18 protein-coding genes are annotated in these 20,201 nt (G+C 73.1%); 17 read left to right on the top strand and 1 reads right to left on the bottom strand.

What is annotated here, in order from left to right; genetic code table 11:
* The first annotated feature begins 118 nt into the window (after positions 1-118).
* The 17 genes from HEP81_RS34740 to HEP81_RS34660 all read left to right on the top strand — a co-directional run bounded on the left by HEP81_RS34740 (position 119) and on the right by HEP81_RS34660 (position 19,253).
* On the top strand, positions 119-1,351 hold the full coding sequence (locus tag HEP81_RS34740; protein ID WP_037655695.1) for a sedoheptulose 7-phosphate cyclase: 1,233 nt from the start codon (positions 119-121) through the stop codon (positions 1,349-1,351).
* 85 nt (positions 1,352-1,436) lie between these two features.
* Positions 1,437-1,820 (top strand): cupin domain-containing protein, encoded by a 384-nt coding sequence (locus tag HEP81_RS34735; protein WP_037655698.1) that lies wholly within the window; start codon positions 1,437-1,439, stop codon positions 1,818-1,820.
* Positions 1,817-3,118, top strand: a complete 1,302-nt coding sequence (locus tag HEP81_RS34730) for an aspartate aminotransferase family protein (RefSeq protein WP_037655699.1) — start codon at positions 1,817-1,819, stop codon at positions 3,116-3,118. Before HEP81_RS34735 ends, HEP81_RS34730 begins: the two co-directional genes overlap by 4 nt.
* Positions 3,115-4,110, top strand: coding sequence for an ABC transporter ATP-binding protein (locus HEP81_RS34725; protein WP_037655700.1), 996 nt, complete (start codon positions 3,115-3,117; stop codon positions 4,108-4,110). The genes HEP81_RS34730 and HEP81_RS34725 overlap by 4 nt, the downstream gene beginning before the upstream one ends.
* On the top strand, positions 4,107-4,919 hold the full coding sequence (locus HEP81_RS34720; RefSeq protein ID WP_037655701.1) for an ABC transporter permease: 813 nt from the start codon (positions 4,107-4,109) through the stop codon (positions 4,917-4,919). The genes HEP81_RS34725 and HEP81_RS34720 overlap by 4 nt, the downstream gene beginning before the upstream one ends.
* Complete coding sequence (locus HEP81_RS34715; RefSeq protein ID WP_037655702.1) at positions 4,916-5,731, top strand: ABC transporter permease; 816 nt, start codon at positions 4,916-4,918, stop codon at positions 5,729-5,731. The genes HEP81_RS34720 and HEP81_RS34715 overlap by 4 nt, the downstream gene beginning before the upstream one ends.
* 3 nt (positions 5,732-5,734) lie before the next feature.
* The gene (locus HEP81_RS34710) at positions 5,735-7,180 is read left to right on the top strand and encodes a hypothetical protein (protein ID WP_037655703.1); all 1,446 of its coding nucleotides are present in this window, start codon (positions 5,735-5,737) and stop codon (positions 7,178-7,180) included.
* 8 nt (positions 7,181-7,188) lie between these two features.
* Positions 7,189-9,285 (top strand): glycogen/starch synthase, encoded by a 2,097-nt coding sequence (locus tag HEP81_RS34705; protein ID WP_037655704.1) that lies wholly within the window; start codon positions 7,189-7,191, stop codon positions 9,283-9,285.
* Positions 9,278-10,384 (top strand): sugar phosphate nucleotidyltransferase, encoded by a 1,107-nt coding sequence (locus HEP81_RS34700; protein WP_037655706.1) that lies wholly within the window; start codon positions 9,278-9,280, stop codon positions 10,382-10,384. Before HEP81_RS34705 ends, HEP81_RS34700 begins: the two co-directional genes overlap by 8 nt.
* Positions 10,377-11,405 carry an ROK family protein gene (locus tag HEP81_RS34695; RefSeq protein ID WP_037655708.1) on the top strand — a complete coding sequence of 343 codons (1,029 nt, stop codon included), beginning with the start codon at positions 10,377-10,379 and terminating at the stop codon, positions 11,403-11,405. The genes HEP81_RS34700 and HEP81_RS34695 overlap by 8 nt, the downstream gene beginning before the upstream one ends.
* On the top strand, positions 11,402-12,292 hold the full coding sequence (locus tag HEP81_RS34690) for an SDR family oxidoreductase (protein ID WP_037655710.1): 891 nt from the start codon (positions 11,402-11,404) through the stop codon (positions 12,290-12,292). Before HEP81_RS34695 ends, HEP81_RS34690 begins: the two co-directional genes overlap by 4 nt.
* Positions 12,289-12,834, top strand: coding sequence for an NUDIX domain-containing protein (locus HEP81_RS34685; RefSeq protein ID WP_243279686.1), 546 nt, complete (start codon positions 12,289-12,291; stop codon positions 12,832-12,834). Before HEP81_RS34690 ends, HEP81_RS34685 begins: the two co-directional genes overlap by 4 nt.
* Positions 12,831-13,628: an HAD family hydrolase gene (locus HEP81_RS34680; protein WP_037655711.1), complete on the top strand. Its 798-nt coding sequence runs from the start codon at positions 12,831-12,833 to the stop codon at positions 13,626-13,628. The genes HEP81_RS34685 and HEP81_RS34680 overlap by 4 nt, the downstream gene beginning before the upstream one ends.
* Positions 13,629-13,756: 128 nt before the next feature.
* Positions 13,757-14,692, top strand: a complete 936-nt coding sequence (locus tag HEP81_RS34675; RefSeq protein ID WP_037655714.1) for an adenosine kinase — start codon at positions 13,757-13,759, stop codon at positions 14,690-14,692.
* The gene (locus HEP81_RS34670; protein ID WP_078967366.1) at positions 14,689-16,185 is read left to right on the top strand and encodes a GMC family oxidoreductase; all 1,497 of its coding nucleotides are present in this window, start codon (positions 14,689-14,691) and stop codon (positions 16,183-16,185) included. Before HEP81_RS34675 ends, HEP81_RS34670 begins: the two co-directional genes overlap by 4 nt.
* Positions 16,182-17,141: an aldo/keto reductase gene (locus HEP81_RS34665; RefSeq protein WP_243279685.1), complete on the top strand. Its 960-nt coding sequence runs from the start codon at positions 16,182-16,184 to the stop codon at positions 17,139-17,141. Before HEP81_RS34670 ends, HEP81_RS34665 begins: the two co-directional genes overlap by 4 nt.
* An 84-nt stretch (positions 17,142-17,225) precedes the next feature.
* Positions 17,226-19,253, top strand: coding sequence for a radical SAM protein (locus HEP81_RS34660; RefSeq protein WP_037655716.1), 2,028 nt, complete (start codon positions 17,226-17,228; stop codon positions 19,251-19,253).
* Between the two features lie 61 nt (positions 19,254-19,314).
* On the opposite strand, the gene HEP81_RS34655 is transcribed toward HEP81_RS34660, so the two are convergent.
* Entirely contained in the window at positions 19,315-20,088 is a 774-nt protein-coding gene (locus HEP81_RS34655; RefSeq protein ID WP_037655718.1) for an SDR family NAD(P)-dependent oxidoreductase, read from the bottom strand.
* Positions 20,089-20,201: the final 113 nt, after the last annotated feature.

Genomic DNA, 20,201 nt, shown 5'->3' with positions numbered 1-20,201 from the left:
ATCAGCAGCAAGTTTCATAAACTTCTTGCAGACGTGCTTGATCACCTGTTTAACTCAAGCCCTGTTGATCGCAGTTGACGGCCAGCCGGTGGTGAATCCGGCCGACTCGAGGAGTGTCGTGACGGCGCAGACATCCGCCGCCGAATCCGGGGTCCGAGGCGATGACAACGGGTTCACCCTCCGCGCCCCGGACGGGACCTCGTACCGCGTCGATCTCACCCGCGAGGTGCTCTCCCCCGCCAACCCGCTGCTCGCCGAGGCTTGCGAGGGGCGCCGGGTGGTGGCCTTCACCGGGCCGACCGTCGACCGGCTGTACGGACGGCAGCTGCGCGCCTACCTGGACGCGCGGTTCACCCCGGGCACCTGGAGCGTGCACGTCCTGGCCGGCGGCGAGGACCGCAAGCGCATGGAGACCGTCGAGGAGATCTGCGCGCTTGCCAAGTCGACCGGCCTGGACCGGGGCGGTGTGATGCTCGCCGTCGGCGGGGGCGTCACCTGCGACCTGGTCGGGTTCGCGGCGGCGATCTACTGCCGGGGCGTGCGCTATGTGAAGGTCAACACCACCCTGGTCGGCCAGATCGACGTGGGCGTCGGCGTCAAGACCGGCATCAACGCCCTGGGCACCAAGAACATGCTCGGCGCCTACCACCCGCCGCACGCCTCCCTCAACGACCCAGCGTTCCTGCGGTCGTTGGCCCCCCGCGACATCCGCTGCGGGCTCGGCGAGACGGCCAAGATGGCGATCATCAAGGACGCCCGGCTGTTCCAGGCCCTGGAGGAGTGCCCCCAGGTCTTCCAGCGGCCGTACGCCACCCCGGCATCACTCGCCGAGGAGGGGCTCGGGCGGCGCGGCGTCGAGGACTATGTGCTGCGCACCTCGATGCGGCTCATGATGGAGGAGCTGTGCCCGAATCTGCGCGAGCACGACCTGGCCCGGCTCGTGGACTTCGGGCACACCTTCGGACCCGTGATGGAGACGGCCAGCGCGTACCGGATCGCGCACGGCGAGTCCGTCGCGATCGACATGGCCCTCTCCAGTGAACTCGCCCGTGTACTGGGCCTGTTGGACGCCGGGGACTGCGAGCGGATCGTCGCGCTGATCGACGCGCTCGGGCTGCCCGTGTTCGACCCGGAGACCTGCACGCCCGAGCTGATGGACCGGGCCCTGAAGGCGTCCTGGGAGCGCCGGGGCCGCCGGCTGCACCTCGTGGTGCCGGACGGGATCGGCTCGGCGGTCTTCGTGGACGACTTGGACGACATCCCCGGCGCCGCGCTCCAGGAGGCGCTGGACACCCTGGCCGCCCGTGCCCAGGACGCCTCCGGCGCCGCTCCGCTCACGGCCGCGTGCTGACGCGTCCGCCGCGAACCACCCTTCCCCGCAAGCGCCTTGGAGCCGTACCGCGATGAGTCCTGCCCTGCCGGAGCCGGGAGCCCCGATGCCCGAACCCGTCCGCACCCGCGTCACCAACCTGTACGAGGGCCTGCTGCGTGAGGTGACCGGCGACCACGGCGGCACCGGCACGATCCGCGCCCACCGGGCCTATCTGGGCGCCGGGGCCAGGGCGCCGATCGCGTTCATCGACCTGGTCGTGCTGCCGCCGGGCACCTCCATCGGGCTGCACCGGCACGCGGACGACGAGGAGACGTACGTGATCCTGTCCGGCCGGGGCCGGATGACGCTGGACGGCGAGGAGTTCACGGTGCGCGCGGGCGACCTGGTCCCCAACCGCCCCTACGGCGAGCACGGGTTGGCCAACGACGGCGACGAGGACATCACCCTGCTGGTCTTCGAGGTCGGCCCGCTGGGCGGTGCCGGATGACCGGCCCGCGCCAACGGGAGCTACTGGAGCGGGAGTCCGCGCATCTGGCGCCGGGTGCCTCGGAGGAGTCCGCGCTGGGCCGCCGGGTCTTCGTGGAGGGCCGCGGCGCGGTCCTGACCGATCTGGACGGCAACCAGTACATCGACCTCGCGGCCGGCACCCTCACCCAGTCGCTGGGCCACTGCCATCCCGAGGTCGTCGCCGCGCTCACCGAGCAGGCCGGGCGGTTGTGGAACGTGCACGACTTCGCCACCGCCGACCGCGCCGCCCTGTGCGAACTGCTCGCCGAGCTGCTGCCCAAGGAGCTGGACACCTACGCCTTCTTCTCCACCGGCGCCGAGGTGGTGGAGGCCGCGCTGCGGGCCGTGGCGGCCGTCGCCGAGCCGGGCCGCAACCGGATCGGGGCGTTGCGCTACGGCTTCCACGGCAAGACCCAGGGGGCCAGGATGCTGGTCCACTGGGACATCGGCCACCAGTCGTTCTCGGGCAACAGCGTGCTGGGCTACTCCCCTTACTGCTACCGCTGCCCGCTGGAGCTGGAGTACCCCTCCTGCGGGGTGCGCTGCGCCTCGCTGGTGCGCCGGCACATCGCGGAGAAGCCGAACATCTCCGCGCTGGTCTTCGAACCGGTCCTCGGCGCGGCCGGGGTGATCGTGCCGCCGCCCGGATACTGGGAGCAGATCGCCGACAGCTGCCGGGAGAACGGAGTGCTGCTCGTCGCCGACGAGGTGCTCACCGGCGGCGGCCGCACCGGCGCCTTCCTGGCCAGTGAGCGGTTCGGCGTCGAGCCCGATCTCGTGACCCTCGCCAAGGGCCTGGCCTCGGGCTTCCCGTTCGCCGCGCTGGCCGGCCGGTCCGCGGTGCTGCGGCATCCCGAGGCGGGCCGCGCCGGGTCCACCGCGTCGACGTACGCGAACAATCCGCTGGGCATCGCCGCGGCGAAGGCCACCCTGGAGGTCGTACGGCGGGACACGCTGCTCGCCCGGGTGACCGAGCTGGGTGCCGTACTGGACGAGCGGCTGGCCGAACTGCACGCCAAGTACGAGGTGTTGGGTGAGGTGCGCGGGCTCGGGCTGCTGCACGGGCTGGAGTTCGTGCGCGACCGTACGAGCCGGCGGCCCGCGCCCGAGATCGCCCAGGCCGTGTACCGGCATGCGCTGGACCTCGGGCTGCGTACCGCGATCGGCGGCCATGTGCTGCGCCTGGCACCGCCGTTCACCATCGACCGCGCGCTCCTCGAAGAGGGCGTGACGCTGCTCGACCGCGCCCTGGAGCGGGCCACGGGGGACACCCGGTGATCGTCGCGGAGAACCTGGTCAAGGAGTTCAAGGTCGCCGAGCGGGGGCCCGGTCTGATGGGCAGCCTGAGCACGCTGTTCAGCCGGGAGCACCGGCTGGTGCGGGCCGTTGCCGGGGTGTCCTTCGAGATCCCGGCCGGGACGAAGGCCGCGTACATCGGGGCGAACGGCGCGGGCAAGTCGACCACGGTGAAGATGCTCACCGGGATCATGACCCCGACCTCGGGCCGGGCCCTGGTCGCGGGCCTGGAGCCGTACCGGGAACGGCGGCGCAACGCGGCCAACATCGGGGTGGTGTTCGGGCAGCGCAGCCAGCTGTGGTGGGACCTCCCGGTGCCGGACTCGTTCCGCATCCTGCGCCGGATCCATGAGATCCCGGACGCCGTCTACCGCCGCAACATGGCCCTCTTCCAGGAGCTGCTGGACCTCGACGCACTCGGCAACACCCCGGTGCGGCAGCTCAGTCTGGGCCAGCGGATGCGGGCCGAGGTCGCGGCGAGCCTGGTGCACGACCCCAAGGTGGTGTTCCTGGACGAGCCGACGGTCGGCCTCGACCTGGTGCTCAAGGAGGCCGTGCGCAGGCTGGTCAACCATGTCAACGCCGAACTCGGCACCACCGTGCTGCTCACCAGCCACGACATGGGCGACATCACCGCCATCTGCGACCGGGTGCTGGTCGTCAACCACGGCGAGGTCGTGCACCGCGGGACCATGCACGAACTGCTGCGCACCGCCGACACCAGGGCGGTGGTCTTCGAGCACCTCGGCGCCGCCGACGAGGCGATCGGTCTGATCGAGAAGGGACTTGACGGCGCGTCGGCGACGCTGACCGAGGACGGGCGGGTCAAGGTCGAGTATCCGGTGGCCCGTTGGACCGCCCGCCAGGTGATGGGCTTCCTGCTCGACCACTTCGACGTCACCGACTGCGTCGCCCCCGAACCCGACGTGGAGATGGTGCTGCGGCGCATCTACGCCGGCCGGGCGGCCGCGTGAACGCCGCCGCCCTGCGCCGCTACACCCCGTTCGCGGCCTCCAGCCTCCAGTCGCTGCTCCAGTACCGCTCCACCTTCCTGATCAACGCCCTGACCGCCACCACCGCCGTCGGCGTCCAGGTCTTCCTGTGGCGCGCGGTGTACGGGGGCCGGCCGGGCGGGCTGCCCGGCGGCTACGACCTGCCGCGCCTGACGACGTACGTGCTGCTCGCCCAGGTGCTCGGCCTGATGCAGGCCAGCCGGGTGGACGAGGAGGTGTCAGGGGAGGTCCAGCGCGGGGACATCGCCGTCTCGCTGCTGCGCCCGGTCAGCTATCCGCTGTCCCGGTTCGCCACCGGGCTGCCGGTCTCGCTCACCAACGCCACGCTGGTCGCCGTACCCGTGGTCGCGCTGTACGCGCTGCTGCTGCCGCTGACCACCCCGACCTGGGGCGGCATCCTGCTCTTCGCGTTCTCCGCCGCGCTGTCCCTGGTCATCGGCTTCGGGGTGAATCTGCTGGTCGGGCTCGCCGGGTTCGTGACCACCAACATCTGGGGGGTGCGCGTGGTCAAGGACAGTGTGGTCGCGTTCTTCGCCGGGCAGGTGGTGCCGCTCGCGCTGATGCCGGGGCCGCTCGCGGCGGTGGCCCGGGTGCTGCCGTTCCAGGGCATGGTCGACGGCCCGCTGCGGCTGCTGCTCGGCCGCTACGACGGGGCGGCGGGCGCGGCCGGGATCCTCGCGGTGCAGCTCGGCTGGGCGCTGGCGCTGTGCGCGCTGGCCGCGCTGGCCTGGCGCGGTGCCGTACGACGGGTGGAGGTGCTGGGCGGATGACCGCACCCGGTCCCTTCTCGACGGCCGCCCGCTACGCCCGGCTGACCTGGCACCTCAGTGCCGTCAGCGTGCACCGGCTGACCGAGTACCGGATGGACTTCCTGCTCGGCGCGGGCGGTCTGGTGCTGCGGGTGGTGTGCCAGGTGGCCGTGGTCGGCATGGTGTTCCGGCAGACCCCCCGGATCGCCGGCTGGGACTACCACGAGGTGCTGTTCCTGCTCGGCTTCTCGCTGCTGCCGCGCGGCCTGGACCGGATGTTCACCGACCAGCTGTGGGTGATGGCCCGCAAGCTGGTGCAGAACGGCGACTTCTTCCGCTATCTGATCCGTCCGGTGCATCCGCTGTTCTCGCTGCTGTCCGAGCGGTTCCTGTACCCGGACGGCTTCGGGGAGCTGCTCACCGGCGCCGCCCTGACCTGGTACGCGGCCGACCGGCTCGATCTGCGCCTCAGTGCCGCGCAGTGGCTGCTGCTGCCGCTGCTCGTGCTGTGCGGGACGCTGGTCCTCGCCTCGATCAAGACGCTGTTCGCGTCCCTGGCGTTCTGGACGACCAACAGCTTCCCGGCCCTGTACGCGGCCAACCAGCTGGGCGACTTCTCCGGCTACCCCCTCGATCTGTACCACCCCTCCCTGCGGTGGCTGCTGACCTGGCTGCTGCCCTACGCCTTCACCGCCTACGTCCCCGCGACCTATCTGCTCTTCGGGCGCACCGGGACGCTGCCCTGGCTGTTCGTGGTGACGGCGGGGGCGGTGACGCTCGCCCTGGTCGTCTGGCACCGGGGCGTGGACCGTTACGAGATGACCGGGAGCTGACCCTTGGACACCCTGTTGCCCGGCGCCCCCGCGCCCGCGACCGCCGGCCTGCTGCGCGCGGCCCCCTGGATGGACGAGGCCGGGCGCCGCGGCCCCTTCGAGCTGTACGACCAGGCGGTGCTCGGCGAGGTCCGGCTGCTGCTGGTCGGGGCGGGCGCCACCCGCTGGTTCGTCCCGGTCCTCGACGCGGACCCCGGGCAAGCGGCCGCCGGTACAACGGCGTTCGACCGCGCCGTGGTGGACGCGTTGCGCACGGGACTGCGGCTGCCGACCCTGCGCGGCCAGGTGATCGAGTTCCGGGGCGCGCCCGCCGCCTACCGGGGCCCGCTGCCCTTCGACCCGGGCTGGTGCTCCAACGCGCTGTCCCTGATCGACCTGGGCGGCATCGCGCACACCCACAAGAGCTACCGGCGGATCGGCACCGGCAACCGGGAGGCCGAGCTGCTACGCCTGATGGCGGACGGCGGGCGCACCCAGCAGCCGGTCGGCGACTACACGTACGTGGACGCCGCGACCGGGGCGCGGGAACCGCTCGGGGTGCTGTACCGGTTCGCCGAGGGCGAGGGCCTCAATGTGCCCCTGCGGGCGGGGATCCGGGCGCTGTGGCCGCTGCTCGCGGACGGCGTGGAGCCGGGCGCGGCCGTCGACGCCTCCCAGCGGGAGCTGGTCGCGCCGCTGCGGGAGACCGGGCACTTCCTGCGCGACTTCCACCGGGAGCTGGCCGAACGGCTGGGCCCGCACCCGGAGTTCCCGGCCGAGGCGGTGCTCGACGAGACCGCCGAGCGGCTCGCCCGGCTCACCCCGCAGATCCTCGCCGACACCCGCTACCCGGTCACCGTGCGCGAGGCGGCGGCGACCGGTCTGTCGCGTGAGCTGACCCGCACGGCCGGGCTCCCGGCGCGGCCCTGGCCCGCCGGTCCCTGCCACGGCGATCTGCATCTGTCCCATGTGCTGCGCGGCGAACGCGCCGACGGCGGCTGGGAGTTGTGTGTGATCGATCTGTCGACCCCGCGCGCCGACCCGGCCGACCCGGCCACCGCGCAGTCACCGTGGCAGGATCTGGCCGCCCTCACCCGGGGGCTGGAGATCTTCACGGCCGACGAGTTCTCCGACCACGCGGCCGGCGTCCTCGGCATGGACCCGGAGGACACCTGCCGTACCGCGCTGCTCCAGGCGGCGGGCGCCCGCCCCGACACGCCCGGCTGGACCGAGGAGCGGCTGGCCGGTCTCGCCCGGCTGCGGCGGGCGGCGGGGCTGTGGGCCGCGCGGGCCGGGAACCTGCTGGCCGACGCGGGCCCGGACCGGGACACGCACCCGGCCTGGCGGCTGCTGCGGCTGCGTCGGCTGATCCATGAGCTGGACTACGCCTACGCCCACGACCGCGCCTACCACGCGGCGATCAACCTGCGGCACGCCGTGGAGGCCTCCGGTCTCCCGGCCGGCGGATGAGGACACCCGTGCACGTCATCGAGACCTACTTCGAGTGCGGGGGCTTCGACCACCGCTTCCTCCAGGGCGGGATATCCGTCTACCTCTGGAACCTCTCCACCTCGCTGGCCGAAGCGGGCCACCGTGTCTCGGTCGTCACCCCGGCCCACGGCCGGCTGGCCGAACTGCGGGCCTCCTACGACCTGGAGACCCTCGACCACGAGGACACCTACGAGCTGCCGCTCGTCCTCGACCCGGACATCTGGGGCGAGCGCTTCCCGGCCGAGGTGGGCATCCCGCTGACCACCACCGCGCACCGGCTGCGGCTGGACGGCGTCGATCTGTACTTCCTGTCCAACGAGTTGCTGGACGCGCTCCCCGACCGCTTCTACCCGCCGTACGACAGCAAGGGCCACGACCTGGTCTTCTTCAAGTCGCTCGCCTACCAGGTCGACACGATCCGCTTCGTGCGCGCCCGGTTCGGGGACGAGAAGGCGCTCGTGCACGCCCATGAGCCGTACTACCACTATCTGATGCCGGCGGCCTTCCGCGCCGACCCCTCGAAGCTGGTCGTCGGGACCGTGCAGAGCAATATGCCGATCACCAAGAAGGTGTACCGGCCGGAGGTCGAACGGCTCCTGGAGTTCCTGGACGCGCCGGTCGCGCTGCCCGCCGAGCGGCCCTCCCCCGTCTCCGTGCGCAGCGCCTACCAGCAACGCACCCATCTGCACTACGAGTACGGCCCCGGGCACATCGGCGTCTACGACCTGGTCGCCGACCACGCCGACCTGGTGGACTTCCTCTCGCCGGGGCATCTGGAGTTCTACACCGATTTCGCCGGGACCCCCTTCGAGGAGCCGTTCCGTGAGCTGCCCGGGTACGAGACGGTGCGCCGCAACGCGCACAAGAGCTTCGTCGGGGGCTGTGCGATCGGCGCCCGCTGGACCGCGCCGGAGCGGCCCGCCGTGGACCGCGCGGCCGTCCTCGGCGCCCTCGGTCTGGACCCGGCGCTGCCCACGTTCTTCCACAACGCCCGCTACGCGCTGAACCACAAGGGGCAGTTGGAGCTGTTCCGCGCGGTCGACCGGGTCCTCACCGAGGGTCTGGCGGCCAACTTCGTGCTGCGCTGCCTCAGCGACGACGGGATCGGGGATCCGTACATCCGCGAGGTGGTCGAGCGCCACAAGGACCGGATCCACCTGGAGTGCGAACGGGTCGCCGAGGAACGGATCATGGCGTACGCGGCCTCCTCGGACTTCTGTCTCTTCCCGTCCAAGTTCGAGATGGACACCTTTCTGATCGCGCAGGGCGAGGCGATGGCCGTCGGCGCCGTCCCGATCGCCACGGCCCAGCTGGGCATGGCCCACTTCGGCCATGTCGCCGACCCGCTGGGCACCCCCGGCGCGACCGGCTTCGCCGTCAACCGCTCCTTCGCCGAGGACGATTCGCTGCTCGCCGACGCGCTGGCCCGCCGTATCCAGGAGGCCGCCGCCCTGCTGCGCGAGCGACCCGAGGAGTACGCGCGGCTGCGGGCCAACTCCATGGCCGACGCACGGCAGTTCACCTGGGCGAACACCGCCCGGCAGCATCTGGACGCCTTCACACCGCTGTGGGAGGGGAAGCGACCCGCGCGGGAGGTGCGACTCCTGCTGAAGCACGGCTGGTTCGATCTGCTGCCCGAGGAGGCGTACGGCACACAGGCGGACGCGATCGCCGAGGCCGCCGTCCGGTTCGGGGACGCCGACGCCTTCGCCCGCTGCCGCCCGCTGGACGCCGAGGCGCGCCGCGCCCTGTTCGACGCGGCCTGGGCGCGCGCCGACTTCGCCCGCTGTGCTCGCGCCGCCGGTGACGACCCGGAGCTGCGGGCCCGGCTGGACGCCCGCCACTCGCTCGCGGACGGCCGACTGGTCTACCGGCTGCCGCATGCCGCCCGCGTCGAGGCGGTCCTGTGGGCCGAGCCGGCCGGTGCGGGGCGCCGGGGCACGGTGGTGCACCGGGCGGTGGCGACCGGGCCGGGCGAGTTCACCATAGGACTGCACGAACTGCCGTACACCGGAGGGGAATTGAACCTGCTGCTGACCCTGGCCGACGGGCGCTCCGCCTGGGACGTGGTGCGCCGTGGCTGACGGGGTGCGCGCCGCGCTGCTCGCGGGGGGCGAGGGCCGCCGGATGGGTCCGCTGGGACACGGCCGGCTCAAGCCGCTGGTGCCGTTCGGGGGAGCCGGCCGGCTGATCGACTTCTCGCTCGCCAACGCCGAGGCGTCCGGGCTCGGCGAGGTGCTGCTGCTGTCCCAGTACGAGGAGCGGCAGTTGATGGACGACCTGTACCGCACGTGGTGGCGGCCCGGGTTCCGGGTGCACTTCGGGCCGTACGACCGCGCCTACCGCGAGGGCACCGGCTATCTGCCCCCGCCGCCCGGCGGCACCCCCGAGCGGGGCACCGCCGACGCGCTGATCCGCAAGGCGCCGTACCTGTTCGGACCGGACGTCTCCGAGGTGCTGGTGCTGCACGCGGACCATGTGTACCGCTTCGACTACGGGCCGCTGATCGCCGCCCACCGGCGCTCCGGCGCCGCGCTCACCCTCGCCTATCAGCGGATCGAACGCCGCTACGTCCATCTGTTCGGGATGGTCGACTTCGATCCGGCCGGGCGGCTGACGGCGTTCGTGGAGAAGCCCGCCGAGCCGACCAGCGATCTGGTGTTCGCGGCGTTCTGCGTCTTCGACGCCGCCCGGCTGCACCATTATCTGGAGCGGCTGGACGGCACCGACTGGCAGCACGACATCAGCCGGGACGTCATCCCGGCGATGCTGGCGGGCGGCGAGCTGATCCTCGGCCACGAGGTGCCGGGGCACTGGGAGGACATCGGCACCGTCGACCGCTACCACCGGGCCCATCTGGCGCTGGTCGCCGAGCGGCCGTCGCTGACGCTCAGTCAACTTCCGTGCACGATAAGGCCCGAGGTGCCGCGCTCGGTCGTCGGCTCGGCCCCCGGGGTGACCCGCAGTCTGGTTCCGGCCGATCTCGTCAACGGCGGGCTGCTGGAGCACAGCGTCGCCTTCCCCGGTGCCAGGATCGGCGCCGGGGCGCGGGTGCGGCGCAGTGTGCTGCTGCCGGGCGCCGAGGTGCCGGAGGGCGCCGACATCGATTCCGCGATCGTCCTGGAGGACGGCACGGTGCAGTCCGTCGCGCCCGCCTCCCCCCGAGGAGGAGCCCATGTCTGAACCCGTCTGCACGGTGGTCGATCTGGGCGGCACCACCCTGCGCACCGCCCGCTACGACCTCACCACCGGCACCCTGTCCGATGTGCGCCGCACCCCCACCGAGGGCCTCGACCGGCACCCTGGCGCGCCCGTCGCGGTCCTCCAGGAACGTGTGCGCGAACAGCTCGCCGCGCGGTGCGCCGAGGCGGTGCGGCGGCACGGCAGCGGCGCGCTGGCCGTGGCCTTCGCCGGTCCCGTCACCGCCGACGGCCGGGCGCTGGCCGCGCCCACCATCTGGGGCGGGCCCGGCGAGCCGCTGGCCGTGCGGCAGTCGCTGGAGGACCGCCTGGGCCTGCCGGTGGTCGTCGTCAACGATCTGACGGCCGCCGCCTGGCGCTATGTGCACGGCCCCGACGAGCCGCCGTTCTGCCTGATCACGGTGAGTTCCGGGATCGGCAGCAAGGTGTACCGGGCGGGCGAGGTGCTGCTCGACGCGGAGGGCCACGGCGGCGAACTCGGCCACTGGCCCTGCGATCCCTCCCCCGGCGCGCCCCGCTGCGACTGCGGCGGCCGGGGCCACCTCGGCGGCATCGCCTCCGGGCGCGGCACCCTCGCCGCCGCGCGTCGCGCCGCCCACGCCGACCCCCTCGGCTACGCCCGCTCGGCCCTGGGCGCCGTCGCGCCCGATCCGGACCGGCTGGACAACCCGGCGCTGGTCGCCGCGATCCGGTCCGGGGACCCGTTCGCGACCGGTGTCCTGCGCTCGGTCCTGCCCTATCTCGCCTCCGCGATCATCTCCGTGTTCACCTCCATCGGCATCCGCCGCTACATCCTGATGGGCGGCTTCGCGCTCGCCGTCGGATCCCGCTATGTCCAGCTGCTCAGCGAGGAGTTGGAGCGGCTCGGCTGCTTCGGCCTGGACGCCGACGGCGTCCGGCGCATGGTGACGCTCGGCGCCCCGGACGACGACCACGGCCTGATCGGCGCCGGGCGGCTGCTGGCGGCACGGGGCGCGGGACTCGGGGCGGTGCCGGCCGTATGAGCACGACCACACTGATCGTCGGCAGCGGCTTCGTCGGCCGCGCCGTGGCCGCGCGGCTGGCCGCACAGGGCGGCACCCCCGTGCTCGCCTCCCGCACCCCGCCCGCCGAGGACACCGCGCCCTGGGTGCGGCTCGACGCCACCGACGCGGACGCCTGCGCACAGGTGGTCGAGTCGGTGCGGCCGGACCGGCTGGTGCTGGTGCACGGCCCCTCCGATGTGACCTGGTGCGAGGCCGACCCCGAGCGCGCGATCGCGCTGCACAGTGCCGCGGCCCGCCATCTGACCGCGGCCGCGCGGGGCCGTCGTACCGTGCTGATCTCCACGGACAACGTCTTCGACGGCAGCGGCCCCGACAACGACGAGGCCACCTCGACGGCTCCCGCGAACGCCTACGGGCGGGCCAAACTGGCCGCCGAGCGGATCGTGGGCGCGGCTCCCGACGCCACCGTGCTGCGGGTCAGCCTGGTCTACGGCTGGGAGCCCGCGGACTGTGCCAAGTGGCTGAACTTCTTCGCCGCCTGCGCCCACCGGCTGCGCGCGGGCGAGCAGGTGGAGGCGCCCCACGACCAGTGGACCACGCCGGTGCTGGTGGAGGACGTGGCCGCGGTGACCGCCGCCGTACTGGAGCCCGGAGCACCCGGGTTGCTGCATCTCGGCGGCCCAGACCGGGTCTCGCGGGCCGAGTGGGCGGCGGCGATCGCCGACGGTCTGGGCGTGCCCAGGACACGGGTGGCCCCGGTGCCCCGGGCCGCGGGGCGGTACGCGAGCCGGCCCGCCCACACCTGTCTGACCAGCACCCTCCTGGACGAGGTGCTGCGCCGGCACGGGCTGCGGGTGCGCGGTGTCGCCGAGGGCGTCCGCGCCCTGCTGGAGGCCGCGCCGTGATCCGTACCGTCAGTTCCCGCGAGGTCTACCGCAACGCGTGGATGAGCGTCCGGGAGGACGACATCCGGCGCCCCGACGGCAGCGAGGGCGTGTACGGCGTCGTGGACAAGCCGGACTACGCCCTGGTGATCCCCCGGGACGAGGACGGCGCCCTGCATCTGGTCGAGCAGTACCGCTACCCCGTCGCGGGCCGCTACTGGGAGTTCCCGCAGGGCTCCTGGCCCGCCGGACACGCGGGCGCGCCACCGCTCGAACTGGCCCGCGCCGAGCTGCGCGAGGAGACCGGGCTGCGGGCCGCCCGGATGACGTACCTGGGCATGGTGCATGTCGCCTACGGCTATGCCAGCCAGGGCTGCAACGTGTTCCTCGCCGAGGAGTTGACGCAGGGCCCGCCCGAACGCGAGGCCACCGAGGCGGACATGCGCCAGTGCCGGGCGGCTCCGACCGAGTGGCGCGACCTCGTCCGCTCCGGGCGGATCACGGACGCGGCGACCCTGGCCGCGTACACCCTGCTGGATCTGCACCGGGGCGGGGCGGGATGACGCCCCGGTACACGGTCGTCGCCACCGACCTCGACGGCACCCTGCTGCGCGGCGACCTCACCGTCTCCCCGCGCACCAGGGCCGCGCTCGCCCTGGCCGCCACCCGCGGCGCCCGGCACCTGGTGGTGACCGGCCGGCCGGCCGCGGGCTGCCGGAGCCTGCTGGCCCCGCTCGGCTACCGGGGGCTCGCGATCTGCGGGCAGGGGGCGCAGCTGTACGACGTCGGCGCCGACCGGCTGCTGTCCTCGGCGACCCTCGACCGGGACGTCGTACGGGCGCTGGTGGCGCGGATCACCGAGGCGGCGGGCCCCCTCGCGCTCGGCGTGGTGACCGCGGGGCTCGCCGGGGAGTTCCTGGTCACGCCGGGTTTCGGCGAGCGGGTGCGGCACGGCTGGCGGCTGGTCGAGGACGCGGCGGGGCTGTGGGCGCGGCCCGTGGAGAAGGTCCTCATCCGCAGCCGGACGCTGGACGACGACTCCCTCGCCGCGCTGGCGCTCTCCGCGTGCGCCGGGCTGATCGGGGTCACCCATTCCGGTGAGGGCATGGTGGAGCTGCTGCCCGACGGGGTGGACAAGGCGAGCGGTCTCGCTGCGGCCGGGCACCGGCTGGGTTTCGACGCCGCGGGCACGGTCGCGTTCGGGGACATGCCCAACGACATCCCGATGCTCGCCTGGGCCGGGCACGGCGTCGCGATGGGCAACGCCCACCCCGAACTCAAGCGCCACGCCGACGAGATCGCGCCCGGCAACGAGGAGGACGGCGTCGCGGCCGTCCTTGAACGCCTGTTCCCCTGAACGCATGCCTGCGCGGGGACCCATCCACTGGTGCAACTTGCTGAAAATTGCTGCAAGTTCTTGCCAGCCGGGTGGGTGACTGCTTGACTCACCAACCCGAGCGACGCGAGAGAATCGAGCCGACTGCCATGACCACCGAGACCGACGTCCTCGTCCTGGGCGGCGCGGGCGTGGACACCGTCGTCCATGTGCCGGAACTGCCGGTCCCCTACGCCGACAGCTACATGATCCGGCCGGGCATCGTGACCCGCGCCGGGCAGAGCGGCGACTTCGTCGCGCTCGGGGTCAGCGCCCTGGGTCTGCGCGCCCACCACATCGACCTGGTCGGCGCCGACCCGGAGGGCGATCTGGTGCGCGCGCTGCACCGGGACCGGGGCATCCCGCTCACCGATGTGCCCTCGGCCGCCGGCACCAAGCGCGCGGTCAACCTGGTCGGCCCGGACGGGCGCCGGCTGTCCCTGTACGACGACACCCGCAGCCAGGAGTCCGACCGGCTGCCCGAGGACACCCTGCGCGCCCTCGCCGCGAGCAGCCGGCACGCGCATGTGGTCATCACCCACCCCTGCTCGTACGCCCTGCCGGTGCTGCGCGAAGCCGGGCTGACCGTCTCGACGGACCTCCACAACTGGGACGGCGTCAACCCGTACCACGAGCCCTTCGCGCTCGCCGCCGACCTGGTCTTCCTGTCCACCACGGCGCTGGCCGACCCGGAACACACCATGCGGGACATCGCGGCGCGCGGCCGGGCCCGGATCGTCGTGGCCACCGCGGGTGCCGAGGGCGCCTACCTGCTGGTCGACGGCGAGCTGACCCATGTGCCCGCCATTGCCCCGCCGTCGCCCGTCGTGGACTCCAACGGCGCGGGCGACGCCTTCGCCGCCGCCTTCCTGCTGGGCTGGCTGGACGGCCTGGACCCGCTGCGCTGCGCCCGCTACGGCGCGATCGCGGGCGCCCACGCCTGCACCGTGCCCTCGACGCGCGCCGACGCCATCTCGCGGGACCAACTCCTCGCCCGGGTCACCGAGTCGGACGCCGACGAGCAGGCCGCCAAGGTGAGCGGATGAGCCCTGTCATGGGCCACCACGACGTGCTGGTGCTCGGCGGCGGGGTGGCGGGCTGTGTGCTCGCCGCGCGGCTCAGCGAGGACCCCGCCCGCACGGTGTGCCTGGTGGAGGCCGGACCCGACCACGGCGCCGACCCGGACACCTGGCCGCGCTCGCTGCGTGACGCGCACGCCCTGCCCCGCGACCACATGTGGGAGCGCGGGGTCGCCGTGCACCGGCTGCGCGCCCGGGTCCTCGGCGGCTCCTCCTGCGTCAACGGCTGCTGGCACACCTGGGGTTCGGCCGCCGACCACACCGAGTGGACCCGGGCCGGCGGCCCCCGCTGGTCGGCCGCCGCCATGGCGCCGTACCGGGAGCGGGCCGTCACCGCCATGCGGCTACGGCCCGTGCCCGAGCGGGAGTTCAGCGTCTGGGCACGCGCTGCGCTCGCCGGCGCCCGTGAACTCGGTTACCCGGACGTGGACATGGGCGCCCCGGGCTCCCCCGGCTGCGGTACCCCGCTGCTCAACGCGCTCGACGGGCTGCGCTGGAACGCGGCCTTCGGCTATCTCGGGCCGGCCCGCACCCGCGCCAACCTCAGCGTCCTCGGCGAGGCGACGGCGGACCGGCTGGTGCTCGACGGCGGCCGGGTCGTCGGCGCAGAGGTCATCAGGGACGGACGGCGCGAGACGCTGACCGCCGACACCTACGTCCTCGCCTGCGGCACCTTCGGCTCGCCCGGGCTGCTGCTGCGCAGCGGCATCGGCCCCGCGGACGAGCTGCGCGCGCGGGGCCTGCGGGCCGAGGTGGACCTGCCGGGCGTCGGCGCCAACCTGTCCGACCAGCCCGGTGTGTTCGTCCCCCTGGCCCCGACCCCGGACCTCAACGCGGCACTGGCCGCGCGGGAGAAGGAGGGCGAGCTGTACGTCAGCCGGATGCTGATCCGGGCGGCCAGCACGCACTGCCCGACGGACGGCTGGGACCTGCACATCCTGCCCTCCGCCGGTGACCCGCTCTTCGGCAGCCTGCCGCCGGGCGAGTACGAGGCCGGGATCTCCGCGTTCCTGATGAAGCCCGCCTCCCGGGGCCGGGTCCGGCTGCGCTCGGCCGACCCCGCCGAACCCCTCGACATCGACCCCGGGTTCCTCACCGACCCGGACGGCCGGGACGCGGCGGTGCTGCGGGAGGGCCTGGAGATCGTCGAACGGCTCGCCGCCACCTCGGTGCTCGCCCCGCTGGCCGGCGCCGCCTCCGGTGCCCCTGCGTCCGAGCTGACCGACGCCGAACTGCGGGGCCGGCTCGGCACCTACTGGCACCCCGTCGGCACCTGCGCCATGGGCCCCGCGGCCGATCCGCTGGCGGTCACCGACGGCACGGGCCGGGTGCACGGCGTGCCCAATCTGTGCGTCGCCGACGCCTCCGTGCTCCCCTCCGCCCCCGCGGCCAACACCCAGCTCCCGGTGCTCGCCGCCGCCGAACTGCTCGCCGACGCCCTGAAGGAGGCGGCCCGTTGACGACCGTATCCACCGATCCCGCCGCCCGCGCTCCCGAGGCGCGGCTGATCTACGGCTGCATGGGGCTCGGCGGCGGCTGGGACCGCACGCCGTACACCGCCGAGGACGTCGACCGGGCGCAGGCCGCCGTGGAGACCGCGCTGGAGTGCGGGATCACCGTCTTCGACCTCGCGGACATCTACCGGTTCGGCACGTCGGAGTCCGTGTTCGGCGAGGTCCTGGCCCGGACGCCGGGACTGCGGGAGCGGATCACCGTGCAGACCAAGTGCGGGATCCGGCTCGCCGAGGGCGACCGGCCGGGCCGCTACGACCTGCGCGGGGACTCGATCCTCCACCGGGTCGAGGAGAGCCTCGCCCGGCTGCGCACCGAGGTGATCGACACCCTGCTGCTGCACCGCCCCGACCCGCTGACCGGCCCCGACGAGATCGCCGCCGCCCTGCGCGAGCTGCACCGGCAGGGGCTGGTGCGCCGCTTCGGCGTCTCCAACATGAGCGCCGCGCAGATCGGGCAGCTCCAGTCACGGCTGGAACTTCCGCTGGTGGCGAACCAGCTGGAGATGAGCCTGGCCCGGCGCGACTGGGTCGAGGCGGGGGTGCTGCTCAACACCTCGGCGGCCACGTCCAACGGTTTCCCCGAGGGGACCCTCGAAGCGTGCGTCGACCGGGGGATCCAGCTCCAGGCGTGGGGCGCCCTGGCCCGTGGCCGCTACACCGGGGACGCCGACTCCCCCACCGCCGAGCTGCTGCGCCGGCTGGCCCGGGGCAAGGACACCACGCCCGAGACGGTCCTGCTGTGGTGGCTGGCCCGCCACCCCGCCGGCATCGTCCCGGTGATCGGCACCAGCCGCCCCGACCGGATCCGCGCCTGCCGGGACGCGGCCCTGCGCGCACCGGACCTCACGCACGAGGAGTGGTACGAGCTGTGGATCACGGCGCGGGGCACCCCCCTGCCCTGACGAACCGGCCCCCAGCCGCCGCCTCCCCCACCGGGGACCTCTCATCCACTCTCCCCCGCCCTGCCGACCGACGGAGTACCGACCGTGACCGCGAGCACCACCACCGACCGGGGCCGACTGACCTCGGCCCGCTTCTACATCACCTTCCGCTGCAACTCGCTCTGCGGCTACTGCAACGTCTGGCAGGACGACAAGTTCAAGGGCTACGAGGAACTCACCCTGGAGCGGGGCCGCCAGATCCTGGACGAGCTGTACGAACTCGGGGTGCGCTACGTCGACTTCACCGGCGGCGAGCCGGTGCTGCACCCGCACATCGACGGCATCGTGCAGCATGCCAAGTCGCTCGGCATGGCCGTGGAGATCACCAGCAACGGCATCCGCTTCGCCCAGCACATCGAGGCGATCGTGCCCTACGTCGACACCATGAACGTCTCCCTGGACACCCTGCGGCCCGACCGCTACCGGCAGATCCGGGGCGTACCCACCCTGGACCGGGCCCTCGACGTCATCCAGAAGGTCGTCGCCACCGGCAGCGGCAACCTCAAGCTGATCTGCGTGGTGACCCGGGAGAACGTCGACGAGATACCGGACCTGCTGCGCTTCGCGCACGAGAACCGGACCACCGTCTACTTCTCCGGGATGTTCGAGTACTTCGACGAGCAGGACACCGTCCGCGACACCAACCGGACCGCCCGCAAGCTGAAGCTGATCGAGCAGAACGGCAAGCCGCTCGCGGACGCCACGGCGGGCCGCGCCGGACGGATGGACGAGTCGGAACCGACCGGCGGTCCGATCGCCGAGCAGCTGATACGGCTGCTGCATCAGCCGTACGCACTGGTCAACCTGCACTTCCGCAAGTACATGGAGACCCTGGACCCGACCGCGCCCACCGACTGCTACGCCAACAAGCGGATCCTGACCGTCGGCCCCGACGGGCGCCTGGTCCTGCCCTGCTACCACGCCTTCGACAACTCGGTCGCCTGGGACCGCCCGTTGCGCGAACTGGTCGAGGACCCCGAGTTCCTGCGGGTGCGCGACGAGGAGGTCGGCCACCGCTCGGAGTGCCGCAGCTGCACCGTCTTCCCGTACATCGGGCTGTCGTTCAGCCACCGCTTCGACAAGGTCTTCCTCTACCAGGCGCTGTCGGAGGAGATCGCCAAGTTCAAGCGGCAGTTCACCGACCCGCTCTTCCCGCGCCTGCCCCTCGACCTCGAACAACTCCACTCCCGCTACTCGGAGTTGGAGCATCTGATCGACCAGGCGCTGCCCACGCCCCGGCCCCCGGAGTCCGCCGACCACTTCTACCGCTTCGAGACCACCGGCACCGGGGTGCGCTCCGAGTTCGCCGCCGGCGAGCTGAGCGTCGCCGAGCTGATCGGGGACTACGCGCACGGCGAGTGCTGGGGCATCCAGCGCTCCCCGCACACCTGGATCCGACTCGTCTATCGCGAGTTGGTCCCGGCCCTGCGCGAGCTGCTGCCGCAGGAGGCGTACGAGTCGGTGGTCGCCGAGCTGTACGAGGTTCAACTCGCCTGGTGGTACGCCTACTTGACGCGCTACTACCAGGGCACCGAGCAGCTCGACGGCACAGCCGCGGAGAAGACCGTCGCCGGGTTCCTCACCCGCACCGGCGCCCTGCTGCCCGAGGCACCCGCCGCGACCCGGGTCCGTGAGGTGCTGCTGCACGCGGGCTGCGTCCTCGGTCTGTCCCCCGAGACCCTGGCACCGCTCGCCGTACGCACCCCCTTCCCCGAAGCCGCCCTCATCGCCAAGCATCTGCTGCTGATCGCCTCGGACGCCGAACTCCCGCGCTACGCCGAGCTGTTGCCGGAGGAGGCCGCCGAGCCCCTGCGCCGGGCGCCGCTCGCCCCGCCCACCGGGGACGTGCCCCCGCTGGACCCGGAGACGGCCCGCCTGCTGGGCCAGGACAACCCTCTCCCGGCCACCGTGGACGAGGCGACGGCGGAGAAGCTGATCGCCGCGGTGACCGCCCTCGCCCCCGAGGACCGCGAGGGCCTCGCCGCCCGCCTCCTCACCCACGAACTGCGCACCCCGGGCGCGGTACGCCGCCGGGGCGCGGAACTGAGGTCGCGCGGGACGGCCACCGACTGAACCGGTGAGTCGGTGAATCGACTGGGATCGACAGGGGGCGACTGGCGGGCCGAAGGGCGGGTCAGGCGCCGGGGCCGGGGAAGAGCGGCCCGCCCGCCATCAGGCCCCCGTCCAGGGTGAGGGTCTGGCCGGTGATGTACGACGCCCGGGCGGAACCGAGGAAGATCACGGCGTCGGCCACCTCCTCCGGGGCGCCCGGCCGGTGCAGGGGCAGCACGGAGTTGACCGCCTCGCGCGTCCGGTCGTCCCCGGTGACCCGCTCGTACATCCCGGTCCGGGTGAATCCGGGGGCGACGGCGTTCACCCGGATGCCGTGCGCGGCGCCTTCGAGGGCGGCCGCCTTGGTGATGCCGATGACGGCGTGCTTGCTGCCGGCGTACACGGCGGCCTCCGGGTAGCCCATCCGGCCGTACACGCTGCTGACATTGACGATGCTGCCGCCGCCGTGCTCCCGCATGGCGCGGAACTCGTGCTTCAGGCTCAGCAGGGTGCCCTTGACGTTGGTGTCGAAGGTGGCCGCGTAGTCGTCGTCCGTGACGGCGGCGATCGGGGCGGACCGTCCCTCGGTGCCGGCGTTGTTGAGGGCGACGTCGATCCGGCCGAAGCGGTCGACGGCCTGGTCGACGAGGTCGCTGACGTCCTCCTCCAGACGCACATCCGCCTGGACGAACAAGGCCCGGCCGCCCAGCCCTTCGAGTTCCCCGGTGAGTTCCTTGCCGGGGTCCGGGTGCCGGCCCGAGACCACGACGTCGGCGCCCTGCCGGGCGTAGGCCAGCGCGGTGGCGCGCCCGATTCCGCTGAGCGCGCCGGTGATGACGACCACGGGAGCTGACATGGGGTGAGTCCTCTCTCGGCCTCTCCGGGCCGCTGCGGACGGTGGACCGTGGCGAAGCGTAGAAGCGCGGGTGGGACAAAACGCGCACACCTCGCGGCCGACTGACCCGGACA

The organism is Streptomyces griseofuscus, assembly GCF_014673495.1.
Taxonomy (GTDB): domain Bacteria; phylum Actinomycetota; class Actinomycetes; order Streptomycetales; family Streptomycetaceae; genus Streptomyces; species Streptomyces murinus.
The sequence above is the reverse complement of the archived record's forward strand: the minus strand, read 5'-3'. Positions and strand labels throughout refer to the sequence as shown.

Excerpts from the sequence above, each read along its gene's own strand:
- HEP81_RS34715 (WP_037655702.1), top strand. The coding sequence starts at position 4,916 with ATGACCGCACCCGGTCCCTTCTCGACGGCCGCCCGCTACGCCCGGCTG.
- HEP81_RS34730 (WP_037655699.1), top strand. The coding sequence starts at position 1,817 with ATGACCGGCCCGCGCCAACGGGAGCTACTGGAGCGGGAGTCCGCGCAT.
- HEP81_RS34735 (WP_037655698.1), top strand. The coding sequence starts at position 1,437 with ATGCCCGAACCCGTCCGCACCCGCGTCACCAACCTGTACGAGGGCCTG.
- HEP81_RS34690 (WP_037655710.1), top strand. The coding sequence starts at position 11,402 with ATGAGCACGACCACACTGATCGTCGGCAGCGGCTTCGTCGGCCGCGCC.
- HEP81_RS34675 (WP_037655714.1), top strand. The coding sequence starts at position 13,757 with ATGACCACCGAGACCGACGTCCTCGTCCTGGGCGGCGCGGGCGTGGAC.
- HEP81_RS34670 (WP_078967366.1), top strand. The coding sequence starts at position 14,689 with ATGAGCCCTGTCATGGGCCACCACGACGTGCTGGTGCTCGGCGGCGGG.
- HEP81_RS34695 (WP_037655708.1), top strand. The coding sequence starts at position 10,377 with ATGTCTGAACCCGTCTGCACGGTGGTCGATCTGGGCGGCACCACCCTG.
- HEP81_RS34680 (WP_037655711.1), top strand. The coding sequence starts at position 12,831 with ATGACGCCCCGGTACACGGTCGTCGCCACCGACCTCGACGGCACCCTG.
- HEP81_RS34655 (WP_037655718.1), bottom strand. The coding sequence starts at position 20,088 with ATGTCAGCTCCCGTGGTCGTCATCACCGGCGCGCTCAGCGGAATCGGG.